The following is a 14,009-nucleotide window of genomic DNA, read 5'->3' as shown; positions in this document are numbered from 1 at the left end:
CTTTCTCACCTCTGTTATCACTAAGGTTTTACCTTGTTCGCCGAAGCGGTTTGTCGTGACAACGGATGCGCATTATAGGGAGACGAAAAAATCTCGCAAGTGTTTTTTTTGTTTTTTTTATTAATAGCTGGATTATCAAACAAATCGTACAAAAAAAATATGTTTTGTCGGAAAAACACCCTATAAATTATCGAATTCAAGCGTGAAGTAGGAAACTTTCTCCCAGTCAGTGTATTCAATCTCAGTATTAGGGTCTGTTGGTCCATCGGTTATTTTCATAATAAGGCGGATCATCACTCTATCGAACCATTTATAGCGAGGGTAAAACAACGCACCAGCAAAAACAGACTTCAATGTTGGTTTCCAAGGACAAGAGTCTAAAAATTTACGTGTGTAGGCATTTGTCTCTACGGTATTTTTGCCTTCTTTTCTTGCCGTAAGGTTCACCGCAAAAAAAGCACTCTTCATTGAATTCAATTGGTTTTGGTGAGACACCACGAAGCGCTGTAGTTTTTTATTAAAATGCCCATAACGTATAGAGGCTCCCACCAGTACTTTATCATAAGCAGTTAAATTAAAACTTTGCTCTGAATTTAAGTCACGAATATCACACTCTCGACCTAAGTTGCGTAATTGTTCTGCAATTTTTAAAACAATTTTTTTAGTTTGCCCATCCGTACTGGAATGCAGTAGTAAATAACTCATTATTTTTCCTAAATTTTAATCATTTCTATATAGAGCAAGATTGTACGAGATCACTCACGCCAAAACGTTGGGGTTAGTAACACTAATAAGGTAAAGACCTCTAAACGACCAAATAACATGGTAACGACTAAAATCCATTTACCTGCTGGATTCATACTTGTGAAGTTGTCCGCCACAGTCCCTAATCCCGGTCCTAAGTTATTCAACGTAGTAGCAATTGCAGAAAATGCGGAAAACTCATCAACCCCTGTTGCTATTAACAATAATAGGCTGACAACAAAAACTAATGCATACGCAGAAAAGAACCCCCAAACAGCCTCAATGATGCGTTCTGGAAGTGCTCTTTGCCCCAGTTTGATGGTGTAAACTGCATTTGGGTGTACCAGTCGCTTTAATTCACGAGAGCCTTGCAGGAACAGTAATAAGATACGAATAACTTTTAAACCTCCCCCTGTTGAGCCCGCACACCCACCAACAAATGCCGCACACAATAAAAGCATCGGTAAAAATAATGGCCAACCAGAGAAGCTATCTGTGGTGAACCCGGCAGTTGTAGCCATAGATACCACTTGGAAAAAAGCTTGATCAAGGGTTTGACCAAAACCTCCGTATACGGAGTGATACATCAATACCGCTGTGCAAACCACCACGAGAACAAATTGGAAGCTGATAAACATCCTAAATTCAGGATCGCGCCAATAAATACCGAGACTTCGCCCAGTTAAAACCGCAAAGTGCAAACCAAAATTACACCCGGATATAATGAGAAAAACACCAATAATAGTATTAATTGCAGGGCTATTAAAGTAGCCGACACTCGCATCGTGGGTAGAAAATCCCCCAATAGCGATTGTTGAAAAGCTGTGAGAAATCGCATCAAACACATCCATTCCCGCTATCCATAATGCTATCGCACAAGCTATGGTTAATAACACATAGATAAACCACAAGGTTTTTGCCGTTTCTGCAATTCGAGGTCGCATTTTATTGTCTTTCAACGGTCCAGGCATTTCGGCGCGATAGAGCTGCATTCCCCCAACACCGAGTAGCGGAAGGATAGCAACTGCTAGCACGATGATCCCCATTCCTCCAAGCCACTGTAGCATTTGCCGATAAAATAAAATCGCTTTGGGTAAGGAATCAAGCCCCGTGAGTGTTGTTGCACCTGTCGTCGTTAAGCCAGAAAAGGATTCAAAAAATGCATCCGTAATGGAAAGGTTTGGTCTTTCAGAAAAAATAAACGGTAATGCCCCCACGCTGCCGAGTACTGTCCAAAATAAGACAACAATAAGAAAGCCTTCTTTTGCTTTTAATTCGTGTTTGCTGTTGCGTGTAGGTAGCCATAAAAACAGACCAATTAATAAGGCCGCCACAAATGTCTGGCTGAAGGCACGCCCCGCACCATCGCGATAAATTAATGCGACAATACCTGGGATAACCATGGTAAAAGAAAAAATGATGACAAGCAGCCCGACAATACGGGTTATTGCACGAAAATGCATTCGGCAGGTTCCTTGCTAAAGCAGTTGACTATTCCGACTCTGACGTGAGTGTTAAGGCACCACGGCTTACATCGCGTAATTTATCATTGACCTCCTGCTCAAGGGTAGCAGGAATTGCAATTTGCAGAGCGACAGCTTCATTATAATCACTGCGCAAAATCACGCCATTGACCTGAACAAGTAGCTGCTCTATGGCATTAATCAGCGAATAATCACACACTAAATTAAACACTTTCTGTGGCACTTTGGTTTGTGTTGGTAATATTTTTAGCGCTTGCTGTGCGCCATTGCCGTAGGCTTTAACCAACCCTCCCGTCCCCAGTTTTATTCCACCAAAATAGCGCACAACGACGCAGGTAACTTCCCCTAACTGACTTCCTAACAGTTGTGCCATGATAGGTTTGCCTGCAGTTCCTGTTGGTTCCCCGTCATCAGAAAAACCCAATTGTTGAGAATCATCAGGGCGTCCAGCAACAAATGCCCAGCAATGGTGCCGGGCATCGGGATATTGTGCTTTAATCGATTGAATATAATCTTTCGCTGCTTCAATACCCTCGGTATGAGCTAAATAAGTAATAAACCGGCTTTTTTTAATTTCTTCGGTGAAAGAAATCGTTTCTGCCGGTATTAAATAAGGTTTCATTAACGTAAATGTAAGTCTCGAGTCATGTTTTCAATACGGTTCCCATGGATCACAATATTGTCTTCAATACGAATACCACCGTATGGTTTAAAGAACTCAATTTTATCCCAGTTGAAATGTTGACTAAATTCCCCTGCTCTCCACGATGAAAGCAGAGACTCAATGAAGTAAAGGCCTGGCTCGATGGTTAATACCATTTTAGGTTCTATCACACGGGTACAACGCAAGAAAGGATACATTTTTGGTGCCGCAAGATGTGTCCCGCTATCGTCTTGCATAAAACCAGCCGCATCATGGACTTGTAGACCTAATGGATGCCCTAAACCATGCGGTAAAAATGGCGTAGTTAAACCATTCTCAACCATTGATTCTTCGCTAATACCATTAATAATATCATGTTTTGCAAGAATTTTTGCTATACGGTGATGCATGTCAACGTGGTAGTCTGTATAGCGAACCCCCGCTTTAATTGTGTCGATAAGAGAAAGTTGTTCACTATTAACGTCCGCAACAAGTTCAGCGAATTCATCTCTTCCTTTTGCTGCATAAGTTCTCGTGATATCTGCGGCGTAACCGTTATATTCGGCACCGGCGTCAATCAAGAAACTCCGTAATTCAGCAGGAACAGATTGCTGCAATTTGGTGTAATGGAGCACCGCTGCATTTTCATTCAACGCAACAATATTACCATACGGCACATTAGTATCGCGATGACCCGTTGATTGTAAGTAGCTGACGTTAATGTCAAATTCACTCATTCCTGCGCGGAATGCTTCCAACGCAGCAAGGTGACCGTTCACCGCCATCTTTTGTGCTTCACGCATACAATACAGTTCATAATCGGTTTTATAGGCGCGGTGAAAATGATAATAATCTAACACAGGTTTTGGATTGATATTATCTAAGGAGATACCTAAAGATTCCGCTCTGTCTGTCGCTGCACCAATGTAGGCAACATTCTCTTTTGAGACATTAGCAAGGAACCCTTTGATATCATCAGCATTTTTTAAGTGAATAAGTTCGATATCTTTCGTCCAAAAGCCATTTGGAAGCGGCTCAACACTGTGCCAATAATCAACGGGTGAATAAAACCATAACTTAGGTTTATTAACACCATCGACTAATAACCAAGAGTGGGGGACATCGGTTACAGGAACCCAAGCCTTAAAGTGTGGGTTAACCTTAAATGGGTAGTCGCTATCATCAAGAAAGATGCGAAGTGGTTCACCCGAATGAATCAATATGGCATCTAATTTGCTGCGCTGTAAGACTTGCTGAGTTCTGTTTTGTAACGTTTTAATATGATCAGCGTAGAGTGCAGTCAGTTTTTCCATTTCCTTCAACCTTTCAGCGTTAATTAGAAAATTCAAGCTTACCACGTTATATCCTTAACGGATATGCACTCTGTTGCAAACCTTAAATAGTTCATTGATAAACAATAAAAATATCATTTTAAAGTGACATTATTTCACTTAATTGCTGTGACCAAGATTCCAATTTTGTCATTAACCATTTGCAATTAATTAACATTCTAGTCACACTCAATTCATCTGGTCGTACCAGATAACTTTATCAAATAAAGGAGAACAGAATGCTTTATCAAAGTGAAACAATCTATATTCAATGGTTGAAAAAAGGTATTGCAGAACTGGTTTTTAACTCACCAGGACCAATCAATAAGTTGGATACCCACACCGTTGCTTCACTGGATGAAGCCGTGTCTGTTCTTGAGCAACAATCAGATCTGCAAGGTGTTATTTTCCGCTCTGATAAACCTGCCTTTATCGTTGGAGCCGATATCAAAGAGTTTCTTTCGCTGTTTAAAGCGCCAAAAGAAACGCTCAGCGAATGGTTACACTATGCTAATAGCATCTTTAACCGTATCGAAGATCTCCCTGTTCCCACAATTTGTGCCATCAATGGTTATGCCCTTGGTGGTGGATGTGAATGTGTTTTATCAACAGATTTTCGTATCGCGTCCCCGGATGCCCGCATCGGCTTACCTGAAACCAAACTTGGTATTATGCCGGGGTTTGGTGGTTCTGTCCGTTTGCCTAGGCTAATAGGCTTAGATAGTGCTTTGGAAATTATTACAGCAGGAAAGGATGTCAGTGGGCCACAAGCATTAAAATTAGGTTTAGTGGATGCCGTTGTTGAAACCGAAAAATTACCGCAATCTGCATTATCGGTTATTGAATCAGCTATAGCTGGTGATCTTGATTGGCAAAAGAAACGCCAACCCAAACTGCAACCTCTTCAATTAAGTCCACTTGAGCAGACAATGAGCTTCAATGTTGCGAAAGGCATGGTGTATCAAGTCGCAGGCAAACATTATCCAGCACCAATGGCAGCCGTCAATACCATCGAGAAAGCAGCAAATTGCACTCGTGATGAAGCACTAAAACATGAAACAGCCGCTTTTGTTCCCCTTGCTCATAGCGACGTTGCTCGTGCACTAGTAAGCATTTTTCTCAATGATCAACAAATTAAATCTAACAGTAAAAAACTCGCTCAACACGTTAAAACGCCTACCCAAGCTGCGGTGTTAGGAGCTGGCATTATGGGAGGAGGTATTGCTTACCAATCTGCAAGTAAAGGCGTCCCTGTTTTAATGAAAGATATCAATGACAAATCTTTAGATCTGGGTGTTGAAGAAGCGCAAAAACTGTTAAATAACCAATTTGAACGAGGGCGGATTAACGCAACTAAGATGGCGACAACCTTAGCCGCGATCCACCCTTCATTATCCTATAATGGCATTGAAAATAGCCAAATTGTTGTCGAAGCCGTCGTTGAAAACCCTAAAGTGAAAGCCGCTGTCTTATCTGAAGTAGAAGCACTGGTTTCCCCAGAAACAATACTGGCGTCCAATACGTCAACAATCCCGATTTCTACACTCGCTAACTCACTAAAACGCCCAGAAAATTTCTGCGGAATGCATTTTTTCAACCCAGTACACCGCATGCCTTTAGTGGAAGTTATTCGTGGTGCACAAACATCTGATGATACTGTCGCGAAAGTGGTTGCTTATGCGAATAAAATGGGTAAAACGCCAATTGTGGTGAATGATTGCCCTGGTTTCTTTGTCAATCGCGTTTTATTCCCTTATTTTGCAGGTTTCAATTTATTACTCCAAGATGGCGCTGATTTCAGAGAAATCGATAAAGTCATGGAAAAAGAATTCGGTTGGCCAATGGGTCCAGCCTACTTACTTGATGTTGTCGGTATCGATACCGCCTTCCATGCCGAACAAGTGATGGCTCAAGGCTTCCCTGAACGTATGAGTAAAACAGGTAAAAATGCCATTGATGTGATGTTTGAGCAGCAACGCTTTGGTCAAAAGAATGGCAAAGGTTTTTATCAATATGAAAAAGATAAAAAAGGAAAACCTAAAAAAATTAATGACCCACAGACTGATGAATTATTGAATTCTATCTGCAAAGTTAAGCGTTCATTTACAAAAGAAGAAATTATAGCTCGAATGATGGCTCCCATGATAAACGAAGTCGTTCGTTGTTTGGAGGAAGGTATCATTCAAAGTCCATCTGATGCAGATATTGCACTGGTTTATGGCTTAGGCTTCCCGCCATTTAGAGGTGGTGTGTTCTGCTATTTAGACACAATTGGTAGTCAATCATACTTAAAAACAGCAGAGGCGTTTGCATCATTAAGTCCCCTTTACCAAGTGCCAGAGGGCTTAAAAACAAAAGCGTCTACCAATGCTACCTATTATCCACAACCACCTGTTGTGGCTATTGATCTCAAAAAAGTTGCGAGGGGTTAATTTTATGGAAAACGTCGTCATTATTGATGGAATACGCACACCAATGGGTCGTTCAAAAGGTGGAGTATTTCGCCATGTGAGAGCCGAAGACCTTTCTGCGCACCTTATGAACGCAATTTTTGAACGTAACCCTAATGCAAGTAAGAAAGAATTAAATGACATCATTTGGGGTTGTGTACAGCAAACCTTAGAACAAGGTTTTAATATTGCCAAGAATGCTGCCTTACTCACGGATATTCCTCATACCGTCCCTGCTGTTACGGTTAACCGCCTGTGTGGTTCATCAATGCAAGCGCTACACGATGCGAGCCGGTTAATTATGACGGGTGATGCAAATTCCGTTTTAATTGGTGGTGTGGAACATATGGGACACGTCCCTATGACGCATGGTATTGATTTTAACCCTAAACTTACATTACGAGTGGCGAAAGCGGCTGGTGCGATGGGGCTCACCGCCGAAATGTTAGCCAAAATGTACAAAATAAGCAGAGAAGAACAAGATGCTTTTGCGTTGAGATCACATCAACTGGCCGCCGCTGCCACAAAAAATGGTAAATTTGCCAATGAAATCGTTGCGACTGAAGGGCATGATGCTGATGGAAATCTGATTTCTGTTAATTACGACGAAGTTATCCGTTTCGATGCTAGTCTGCAAGGTTTATCCGCGCTTCGTCCTGCCTTTGACCCTGTCAGTGGCACCGTAACTGCTGGCAATTCATCTGCCTTATCAGACGGTGCCTCTGCAATGCTACTCAGTAGTGAAAATTATGCAAAGCAACATGGTATAACACCAAGAGCGAGAGTTCGAGCGATGGCCGTGGTCGGCTGTGACCCATCCATTATGGGCTTTGGCCCTGTACCTGCTACTGAATTAGCGCTAAAACGTGCTGGGTTGTCTTTAAATGACATTGATATCATTGAGTTAAATGAAGCATTCGCGGCTCAATCCATTGCATGTTTAAAAGGGTTGAATATTGCAGAAAGCGTGATTGATGAGAAAGTAAACTTAAGCGGGGGAGCTATCGCACTAGGCCATCCATTAGGCTGCTCTGGAGCGAGGATCACTACTGCATTATTGAATCAGTTGGAACAAAAAGACAAACAATTTGGTCTAGCTACAATGTGTATTGGTTTTGGTCAGGGTATCGCTACCATTGTTGAGCGAGTCTAGGGGCTATTCTAAGCAAAGCGAGAGGTTCACTGCCGAGTGAACTCGGCAAGAGCCTCTCAGCACAGCATCAAATAAGTGAAACGTGCTTTAATCGAACCCGTAGGGCAGCGTTTAGGGACAATAGTTGATTCAAATCGTCGTTAGCCAGCACGACAGATATATTCAGCCATTTTTGGGGCTGTTTTTTGACTTTTTTAGCTGTGAAAATCAGCAGAAAAAATAAACAGCCCCGAGTATCTCTTTTATAAAACATTGCATTTTGTCGATGTTCCCGCCAAGTCAGGGGCGGGTTTTTTTATCTTTTTAGTCGAAATCAGCGAATTAACCTAGAGGTCGATGACCTTTGATGGTCAATTTTTATTCGAGTTAAAGCCATTTTAGGCAAGGCGAGAGATCCGCCGCCGAGTGAACCAAGCAATAGCCTCTCAGCGCAGCATCAAATAAGTGAAATATGCTTTAATCGAACCGGTAGGGCAGCGTTTAAGAATAATATTGGATTCAAATCGTCGTTAGTCAGCACGACGGATACATTTAGCCATTTTTTGGGCTATTTTTTGGCCTTTTGTCACGGTAAAAATCAACAGCCTTTGGTTAAAAAATTGCATTAACGCAAACAGAATCAAACAGCACAAGGCAAAGCTGCAAGTAAAGCTGATATCGCTATATTCTGAAATATAATGGGTATGGCTAATTAAATAAACTCGTAGGCATCCCCAAATAACCGCTCAACGTTGGCACCTCGCTCATTACAAAAACGCTCCCTTGCACTTTTCGCCATTTCAAAACGACCAGCAATATAAATATCATGTGCAGAAAGATCGCCGAAATCCTCTAATACAGCACTGAGAACAGTTCCTGTTCTACCTCGCCATAATTCATCAGGCTGTTCAACAACGGGGACAACTTTTAAACTGGGATAAGTTTCACTTAGAGCCTGAAGTTCGCCGAGATCGTACAAATGCTCTAGCTGGCGTCCCCCCCAATAAAATGTGATATCACGCTGAGGGTTTTCAGCTAAAGCCGCAAGCAGTATTGAATGGGTATAAGAAAACCCCGTTCCGCCTGCAATCAAAATCATTGGGTTTTGGCTATCTTCACGAAACCAAGCTTTGCCATGGGGAATATCAATATCAATACGTTGCTGCTCTAAAATTCTATCCATCACCGCCATGGCATATAAATTAATTTCTGAAGCACCAATATGCAGTTCGATTGTGCCTTTAGTACAAAGGGTTGAAGCCATGGAAAATGGTCGCTTATCTCGCTCATCCATCACGACCATCAAATACTGACCGGCTTTAAAATGAAAAGGACCATCTGGCAACAAAATAACCCGATAAACCGTATCCGTTATCGATTCGACAGATGTGACTTTACAGCTTAAAGTTGCCATGCTTTCCCTCTTATTTTTCCAAAATGTTCAGTTGTTCCCAGATATCATCAATGCGAGATTTAACACTGTCAGTCATGACAATCGGCCGTCCCCACTCACGATCTGTTTCTCCGGGCCACTTGTTTGTTGCATCAAGCCCCATTTTTGAACCTAAACCCGAAACAGGGGAGGCAAAATCAAGATAATCTATCGGCGTATTTTCCATCATAACGGTATCCCGCGCGGGATCCATACGAGTCGTAATAGCCCAAATAACATCTTTCCAATCGCGAGCATTGATATCATCATCGCAAACAATCACAAATTTAGTGTACATGAATTGACGCAGGTATGACCAGACCCCCATCATGACTCTTTTTGCATGCCCTGCATACTGCTTTTTCATTGTCACTACGGCTAAACGGTATGAGCATCCCTCAGGCGGAAGGTAAAAATCGACAATCTCAGGGAATTGTTTTTGTAAAATTGGCACTAGAACTTCATTTAATGCCTCCCCCAATACCGCTGGTTCATCGGGCGGGCGACCAGTGTACGTTGAGTGGTAAATGGCATCACGTCGTTGGGTTACATGAGTCACGGTGAATACGGGGAAGTTATCAATTTCATTATAATAACCTGTATGATCCCCATAAGGTCCTTCTGGTGCCATTTCACCGGGTTCAATATAACCTTCAAGGATAATTTCTGCCCCAGCAGGCACTTCAAGATCATTAGAGATACACTTAACCACTTCCGTTTTATTGCCGCGTAATAAACCTGCAAAGGCATATTCAGATAAGGTATCTGGTACAGGAGTGACCGCCCCTAAAATCGTCGCAGGATCAGCACCTAGCGCAACAGCGACTGGAAACTTTTCTCCGGGATGCGCTTGACACCATTCTTGGAAATCAAGGGCTCCACCACGATGGGATAACCAACGCATAATCACTTTGTTTTTACCAAGAACTTGTTGGCGATAAATACCGAGATTTTGGCGCTCTTTATGTGGCCCTCGAGTAACAGTCAGCCCCCATGTAATCAATGGTGCGGCATCTTCTGGCCAACAATGCATGACAGGTATTTTAGTTAGATCTACATCTTCCCCTGCCCAAATTTGTTCTTGGCAAGGCGCTGAATTTAGCCGTTTAGCAGGCATATTCAGCACTTGCTTGAATTTAGGTAGCTTATCAAACAAGTCACGAAAGCCTTTCGGAGGATCGGGTTCTTTCAAAAATGCGAGTAATTTACCAACATCATGAAGGGCTTTAATGTCTTCTTGCCCCATCCCCATCGCAACACGCTTAGTTGTACCAAACAAGTTACACAAAACAGGCATGTTGTAACCTTTCGGATTTTCGAATAATAGGGCCGGTCCCCCTGCTCTTAGGGTACGATCTGCAATTTCAGTCATCTCCAAATAAGGGTCAACTTCCATTGTAATGCGTTTTAACTCACCTTGCTTTTCCAGCTGCGCGATAAAATCTCTAAGGTCACGATATTTCATTATCTTCTTTTACTATTACAGAGGGAGTCTCATTATAAGACGTCCGGCCAAGGTTACAAGTTACTGCCTAAATCATTTAAAAATCAATCTTTTTCTGGTTTAGTCTACCATTTTACTGGCAATCAAAAGGGACTAATTTTTCTAATAATAATGTATTAAACTGTTCTGGGAATGTTTTGTTGTGCTGAAATAATTTAAAACCTTCATTTTTACCACTGAAATAATGAAGTTCATTACCTTTAATTTGTAAGCCACTCCCTTCTCTAAGTGCAACAACCACTTCATGTGGATTTATAATGCAAAATTCTTGCAGTCTCTCATCACGTGTTTCCCCCATGTGCCCAGAGATGTGAGCATCAATATAGTGAGGGTTAATTTGTAATGGGAAAAGCCCCAACGATGGCATAATTGCAGCGTTACTGACAGGCATATCATTAGTTGTACGAATACTTGGTGTTGCTACGTTACAACCTGCGCTCCAACCGATATAAGGCACACCACGTTCTTTGACCGCCCGTTGAATAGCAACAATTAATCCATTTTCATGTAAGCATTTGTTTAACCACCAAGTATTCCCACCACTAACCAGAATACACTCAGCTTGTTCTATGGCTTCAACGGGACTTGAAAAATGTTCTATTGTGGTGACCTTAATACCAAGCGCTTCTGAAAGTTGATCTGCGCGCTCTTCATGAGAACCTCGAAGCACGGCATAGGGAACCAGAACAGCGGACTTAATATTTTTACGAACGAGCGTTTCTTTAATTCTGGGCAAAGCATAACTCAGCCAAACTGGATTTCCTGGCAATTTACCATTACTTAACAAAAAGATATCCATTATGTCTCCTACAGACTTAACTTCTCTATTACAGTGATTACAAGCTACTACGTAATGACTTTTAGCTTACGAATATGAATAATATTGTGCTGAGGTTCATTAGTCACATTCTTATGTCGTAATTTGTTATCATAAACATATTATTGTCATGTGGGATTCAAAAAATGGAAAAGTGGTACTTGCTTTATTGCAAACGCGGTCAGATTGAGCGCGCTATTGAGCATTTAAAAAGGCAAAGTGTGATTTGTATGACTCCCATGACTGAGATGGAAAAAATTGTGAGAGGAAAAAGAATCGTCGTTCAGGAAGCTTTATTTCCTAATTACTTATTTGTGAAATTTGATCATAACGAGATCCACACTACAACAATCCAATCCACTCGTGGAGTCAGTCATTTTGTACGGTTTGGCCAATTCCCCACCGTAGTACCAGATAAAGTGGTTGAACTACTGCAACAAGCGCCTGTGGGTCATATCACTGCACCAGAGCTTCCTAGCTCCGGTGATAAAGTCACCATTACTGAAGGTATTTTTGCAGGGATCCAAGCTATTTTCGATGAGCCAAATGGGGAATATCGTTCAATACTTTTACTTAATATTTTAAATAAAAATGTGCCTAAAGTGATTGAAAACACGCATTTCAAGAAGTCATCGCAATAACCGCGTGTCATTAATAAAAACGATATCTAACGTGCCCCCAATAGTTTAACTGCCAATTACTAGGGGGCTTTTTAATGTTATAAAATAAGGGTGTTAATACTCACTTTAAATTTAAGACCCTTCTTTTTCTTCGTCTTCTTCGTCTTCTTCAGGTTGTTTCCTTCCTTTACCTACATAGAAATTGGAAAGCAAAACACCAAGTTCAAAGAGCAAGTACATCGGTACTGCGAGTAACGTTTGAGATAACACATCTGGAGGTGTTAAGAACATCCCGACAATAAATGCCCCAACGAGAATATAGGGACGTTTACGTTTTAGGGATTCAGGCGTTGTCACCCCTGTCCAACACAATAAGATAATTGCAATTGGCACCTCGAAAGCTGCACCAAATGCCATGAATAATGTCATGACAAAACTCAGATACTTACTGATATCAGGAATGAAATTAACACTATCCGGGGTTGTTTTAACAAAGAAGCCAAATGCAAGTGGGAAGACAACAAAATACGCAAATGCCATTCCAAGGTAAAACAGGAAGCTACTGGAAACCAGCAGAGGCAACATTAGTTTACGCTCATGCTTGTAGAGTGCAGGTGCGATAAACGCCCAGATTTGATAAAGAATAACAGGGATCGATACAAAAACCGAAACCATCATTGTTAATTTAATCGGGGTAAAAAACGTGGATGCCACATCAGTTGCACTCATTTGCGAACCCACTGGCAGCTTATCAATCAAAGGGGCTGCGACGAGCCGATAAATATCATTTGAGAAATAAGCGAGCGCAGCAAAAACAATCAAAACTGTAATTAAACAGTTTAGTAGCCGTTTGCGAAGTTCAATGAGGTGGCTAATAAGTGGTTGTGTATCATTTACAGCCATGTGTTATTTTTCACTTTCGGTTTGATTGGAGTTTTTAGCTTTGGTATCGTGCGAGTCTGTTGTTTCTAAAGAAACGGGTTCTTCCGATTTTACTGTTCCCTCAGTTTTTACGTCTTCAACAACAGCAGCCATTTTAGCCGCGTATTCAGGATCTGGATCCGATTCTTGCGTCTGTTGAACGCTGTTTTTCGCCTCTTTGACAGCCGTATCATAGCTATCCGTGATTTCTTTAGCTTTGTTTAACTCTGTTTCAATATCATTTGTTGTTGCTTGATAGCCACTTTTTAGTGACTGAGCCGCTGTGCGCAGTTCTTCCATAGACTGCTTAAGTTCAGGAGAAAGGGCTTCTAGGTTAGCTTTCTCCTCCACTTTTTTCAGCGTTTCTTGCAGTTCTTGCAATTTTAGCTCTTGCGATAATTCGTTTTGTACATTTGCAGCCATTGAGCGCATGGCACGGATCCACCCGGCGACGGTTCTCACCGCCACGGGTAAGCGCTCTGGCCCTAAAACAACAAGACCGATTACGGCAACAAGCAACAGTTCACTAAAACCTATGTCAAACACGGTTTAACCCTGCTCTTTGTTTTTGCTCTCAACTGGGCTTTCTTTTTTCTCAGTAGCCTGTTGTTCTGTAATGTTTTTAGTCGCAAAATCAGCATCTTGCTTTTCTTGTTCTACTTTTGCTTTTTCGTCATCGCTCATCGCTTTTTTAAAGCCTTTGAGTGATTCACCTAAGTCAGAACCTAAAGAACGTAATTTTTTGGTGCCGAAAATTAAAATAATAAGCAAAGCAATAATAATGAGTTGCCAAGGACTACCAAAAGCAGCCATTGCAATAGTTGATTCCATTGTTAATACCTCTATAGTTTTGGGATCAAGTGTTATTAGGTCTATTATATACAACCAACACAGAATACGGAAACATTCACAGCCTTATAAACTTGTCGCA

At 41.5% G+C, this 14,009-nt stretch carries 13 protein-coding genes; 3 read left to right on the top strand and 10 right to left on the bottom strand.

Annotation, left to right across the window (positions count from 1 at the left end; translation table 11 throughout):
- Positions 1–180 precede the first annotated feature (180 nt).
- The 4 genes from hemG to pepQ are packed head-to-tail and all read right to left on the bottom strand — an operon-like array spanning position 181 to position 4,184.
- Positions 181–705 (bottom strand): menaquinone-dependent protoporphyrinogen IX dehydrogenase, encoded by a 525-nt coding sequence (hemG, locus tag AB6N04_RS19340; RefSeq protein ID WP_369309843.1) that lies wholly within the window; start codon positions 703–705, stop codon positions 181–183.
- A gap of 50 nt (positions 706–755) precedes the next feature.
- Positions 756–2,207, bottom strand: coding sequence for a Trk system potassium transporter TrkH (gene trkH / locus AB6N04_RS19335; protein ID WP_369309842.1), 1,452 nt, complete (start codon positions 2,205–2,207; stop codon positions 756–758).
- Positions 2,208–2,235: 28 nt separating this feature from the next.
- A complete protein-coding gene (locus tag AB6N04_RS19330) occupies positions 2,236–2,850 on the bottom strand; it encodes an IMPACT family protein (RefSeq protein WP_369309841.1) in 615 nt (204 codons plus the stop codon).
- Positions 2,850–4,184 (bottom strand): Xaa-Pro dipeptidase, encoded by a 1,335-nt coding sequence (gene pepQ, locus AB6N04_RS19325; protein WP_369309840.1) that lies wholly within the window; start codon positions 4,182–4,184, stop codon positions 2,850–2,852. The genes AB6N04_RS19330 and pepQ overlap by 1 nt, the downstream gene beginning before the upstream one ends.
- A gap of 257 nt (positions 4,185–4,441) precedes the next feature.
- On the opposite strand from pepQ, the gene fadB reads away from it, so the two are divergent.
- The gene (gene fadB, locus AB6N04_RS19320; RefSeq protein ID WP_369309839.1) at positions 4,442–6,634 is read left to right on the top strand and encodes a fatty acid oxidation complex subunit alpha FadB; all 2,193 of its coding nucleotides are present in this window, start codon (positions 4,442–4,444) and stop codon (positions 6,632–6,634) included.
- A gap of 4 nt (positions 6,635–6,638) precedes the next feature.
- Complete coding sequence (fadA, locus tag AB6N04_RS19315; RefSeq protein ID WP_369309838.1) at positions 6,639–7,805, top strand: acetyl-CoA C-acyltransferase FadA; 1,167 nt, start codon at positions 6,639–6,641, stop codon at positions 7,803–7,805.
- A gap of 691 nt (positions 7,806–8,496) precedes the next feature.
- On the opposite strand, the gene fre is transcribed toward fadA, so the two are convergent.
- The 3 genes from fre to pepE form a co-directional block, all read right to left on the bottom strand.
- Positions 8,497–9,198: an NAD(P)H-flavin reductase gene (gene fre / locus AB6N04_RS19310; RefSeq protein ID WP_369309837.1), complete on the bottom strand. Its 702-nt coding sequence runs from the start codon at positions 9,196–9,198 to the stop codon at positions 8,497–8,499.
- A gap of 10 nt (positions 9,199–9,208) precedes the next feature.
- Positions 9,209–10,681 carry a 4-hydroxy-3-polyprenylbenzoate decarboxylase gene (ubiD, locus tag AB6N04_RS19305; RefSeq protein ID WP_369309836.1) on the bottom strand — a complete coding sequence of 491 codons (1,473 nt, stop codon included), beginning with the start codon at positions 10,679–10,681 and terminating at the stop codon, positions 9,209–9,211.
- 112 nt (positions 10,682–10,793) lie between these two features.
- Entirely contained in the window at positions 10,794–11,519 is a 726-nt protein-coding gene (pepE, locus tag AB6N04_RS19300; protein ID WP_369309835.1) for a dipeptidase PepE, read from the bottom strand.
- Positions 11,520–11,683: 164 nt separating this feature from the next.
- On the opposite strand from pepE, the gene rfaH reads away from it, so the two are divergent.
- Entirely contained in the window at positions 11,684–12,178 is a 495-nt protein-coding gene (rfaH, locus tag AB6N04_RS19295; protein ID WP_369309834.1) for a transcription/translation regulatory transformer protein RfaH, read from the top strand.
- A 111-nt stretch (positions 12,179–12,289) separates the two neighbouring features.
- Here rfaH and tatC read toward each other — a convergent pair whose 3' ends face one another.
- The 3 genes from tatC to tatA are packed head-to-tail and all read right to left on the bottom strand — an operon-like array spanning position 12,290 to position 13,909.
- Entirely contained in the window at positions 12,290–13,060 is a 771-nt protein-coding gene (gene tatC, locus AB6N04_RS19290) for a Sec-independent protein translocase subunit TatC (RefSeq protein WP_369309833.1), read from the bottom strand.
- A gap of 3 nt (positions 13,061–13,063) precedes the next feature.
- Positions 13,064–13,624, bottom strand: a complete 561-nt coding sequence (gene tatB / locus AB6N04_RS19285; RefSeq protein WP_369309832.1) for a Sec-independent protein translocase protein TatB — start codon at positions 13,622–13,624, stop codon at positions 13,064–13,066.
- Between the two features lie 3 nt (positions 13,625–13,627).
- The gene (gene tatA, locus AB6N04_RS19280) at positions 13,628–13,909 is read right to left on the bottom strand and encodes a twin-arginine translocase TatA/TatE family subunit (protein ID WP_369309831.1); all 282 of its coding nucleotides are present in this window, start codon (positions 13,907–13,909) and stop codon (positions 13,628–13,630) included.
- Between the last annotated feature and the right edge of the window lie 100 nt (positions 13,910–14,009).

Source organism: Providencia rettgeri, assembly GCF_041075285.1.
Taxonomy (GTDB): domain Bacteria; phylum Pseudomonadota; class Gammaproteobacteria; order Enterobacterales; family Enterobacteriaceae; genus Providencia; species Providencia rettgeri_G.
Note: the sequence above shows the minus strand (reverse complement) of the source record. Positions and strands in the feature narration are given on the sequence as shown.

What these genes read in the sequence shown, in the direction of transcription:
- rfaH (WP_369309834.1), top strand. Translation starts at nt 11,684, where the DNA reads ATGGAAAAGTGGTACTTGCTTTATTGCAAACGCGGTCAGATTGAGCGC.
- tatC (WP_369309833.1), bottom strand. Translation starts at nt 13,060, where the DNA reads ATGGCTGTAAATGATACACAACCACTTATTAGCCACCTCATTGAACTT.
- fre (WP_369309837.1), bottom strand. Translation starts at nt 9,198, where the DNA reads ATGGCAACTTTAAGCTGTAAAGTCACATCTGTCGAATCGATAACGGAT.
- fadB (WP_369309839.1), top strand. Translation starts at nt 4,442, where the DNA reads ATGCTTTATCAAAGTGAAACAATCTATATTCAATGGTTGAAAAAAGGT.
- hemG (WP_369309843.1), bottom strand. Translation starts at nt 705, where the DNA reads ATGAGTTATTTACTACTGCATTCCAGTACGGATGGGCAAACTAAAAAA.
- pepQ (WP_369309840.1), bottom strand. Translation starts at nt 4,184, where the DNA reads ATGGAAAAACTGACTGCACTCTACGCTGATCATATTAAAACGTTACAA.
- AB6N04_RS19330 (WP_369309841.1), bottom strand. Translation starts at nt 2,850, where the DNA reads ATGAAACCTTATTTAATACCGGCAGAAACGATTTCTTTCACCGAAGAA.
- ubiD (WP_369309836.1), bottom strand. Translation starts at nt 10,681, where the DNA reads ATGAAATATCGTGACCTTAGAGATTTTATCGCGCAGCTGGAAAAGCAA.
- tatA (WP_369309831.1), bottom strand. Translation starts at nt 13,909, where the DNA reads ATGGAATCAACTATTGCAATGGCTGCTTTTGGTAGTCCTTGGCAACTC.
- trkH (WP_369309842.1), bottom strand. Translation starts at nt 2,207, where the DNA reads ATGCATTTTCGTGCAATAACCCGTATTGTCGGGCTGCTTGTCATCATT.
- fadA (WP_369309838.1), top strand. Translation starts at nt 6,639, where the DNA reads ATGGAAAACGTCGTCATTATTGATGGAATACGCACACCAATGGGTCGT.
- pepE (WP_369309835.1), bottom strand. Translation starts at nt 11,519, where the DNA reads ATGGATATCTTTTTGTTAAGTAATGGTAAATTGCCAGGAAATCCAGTT.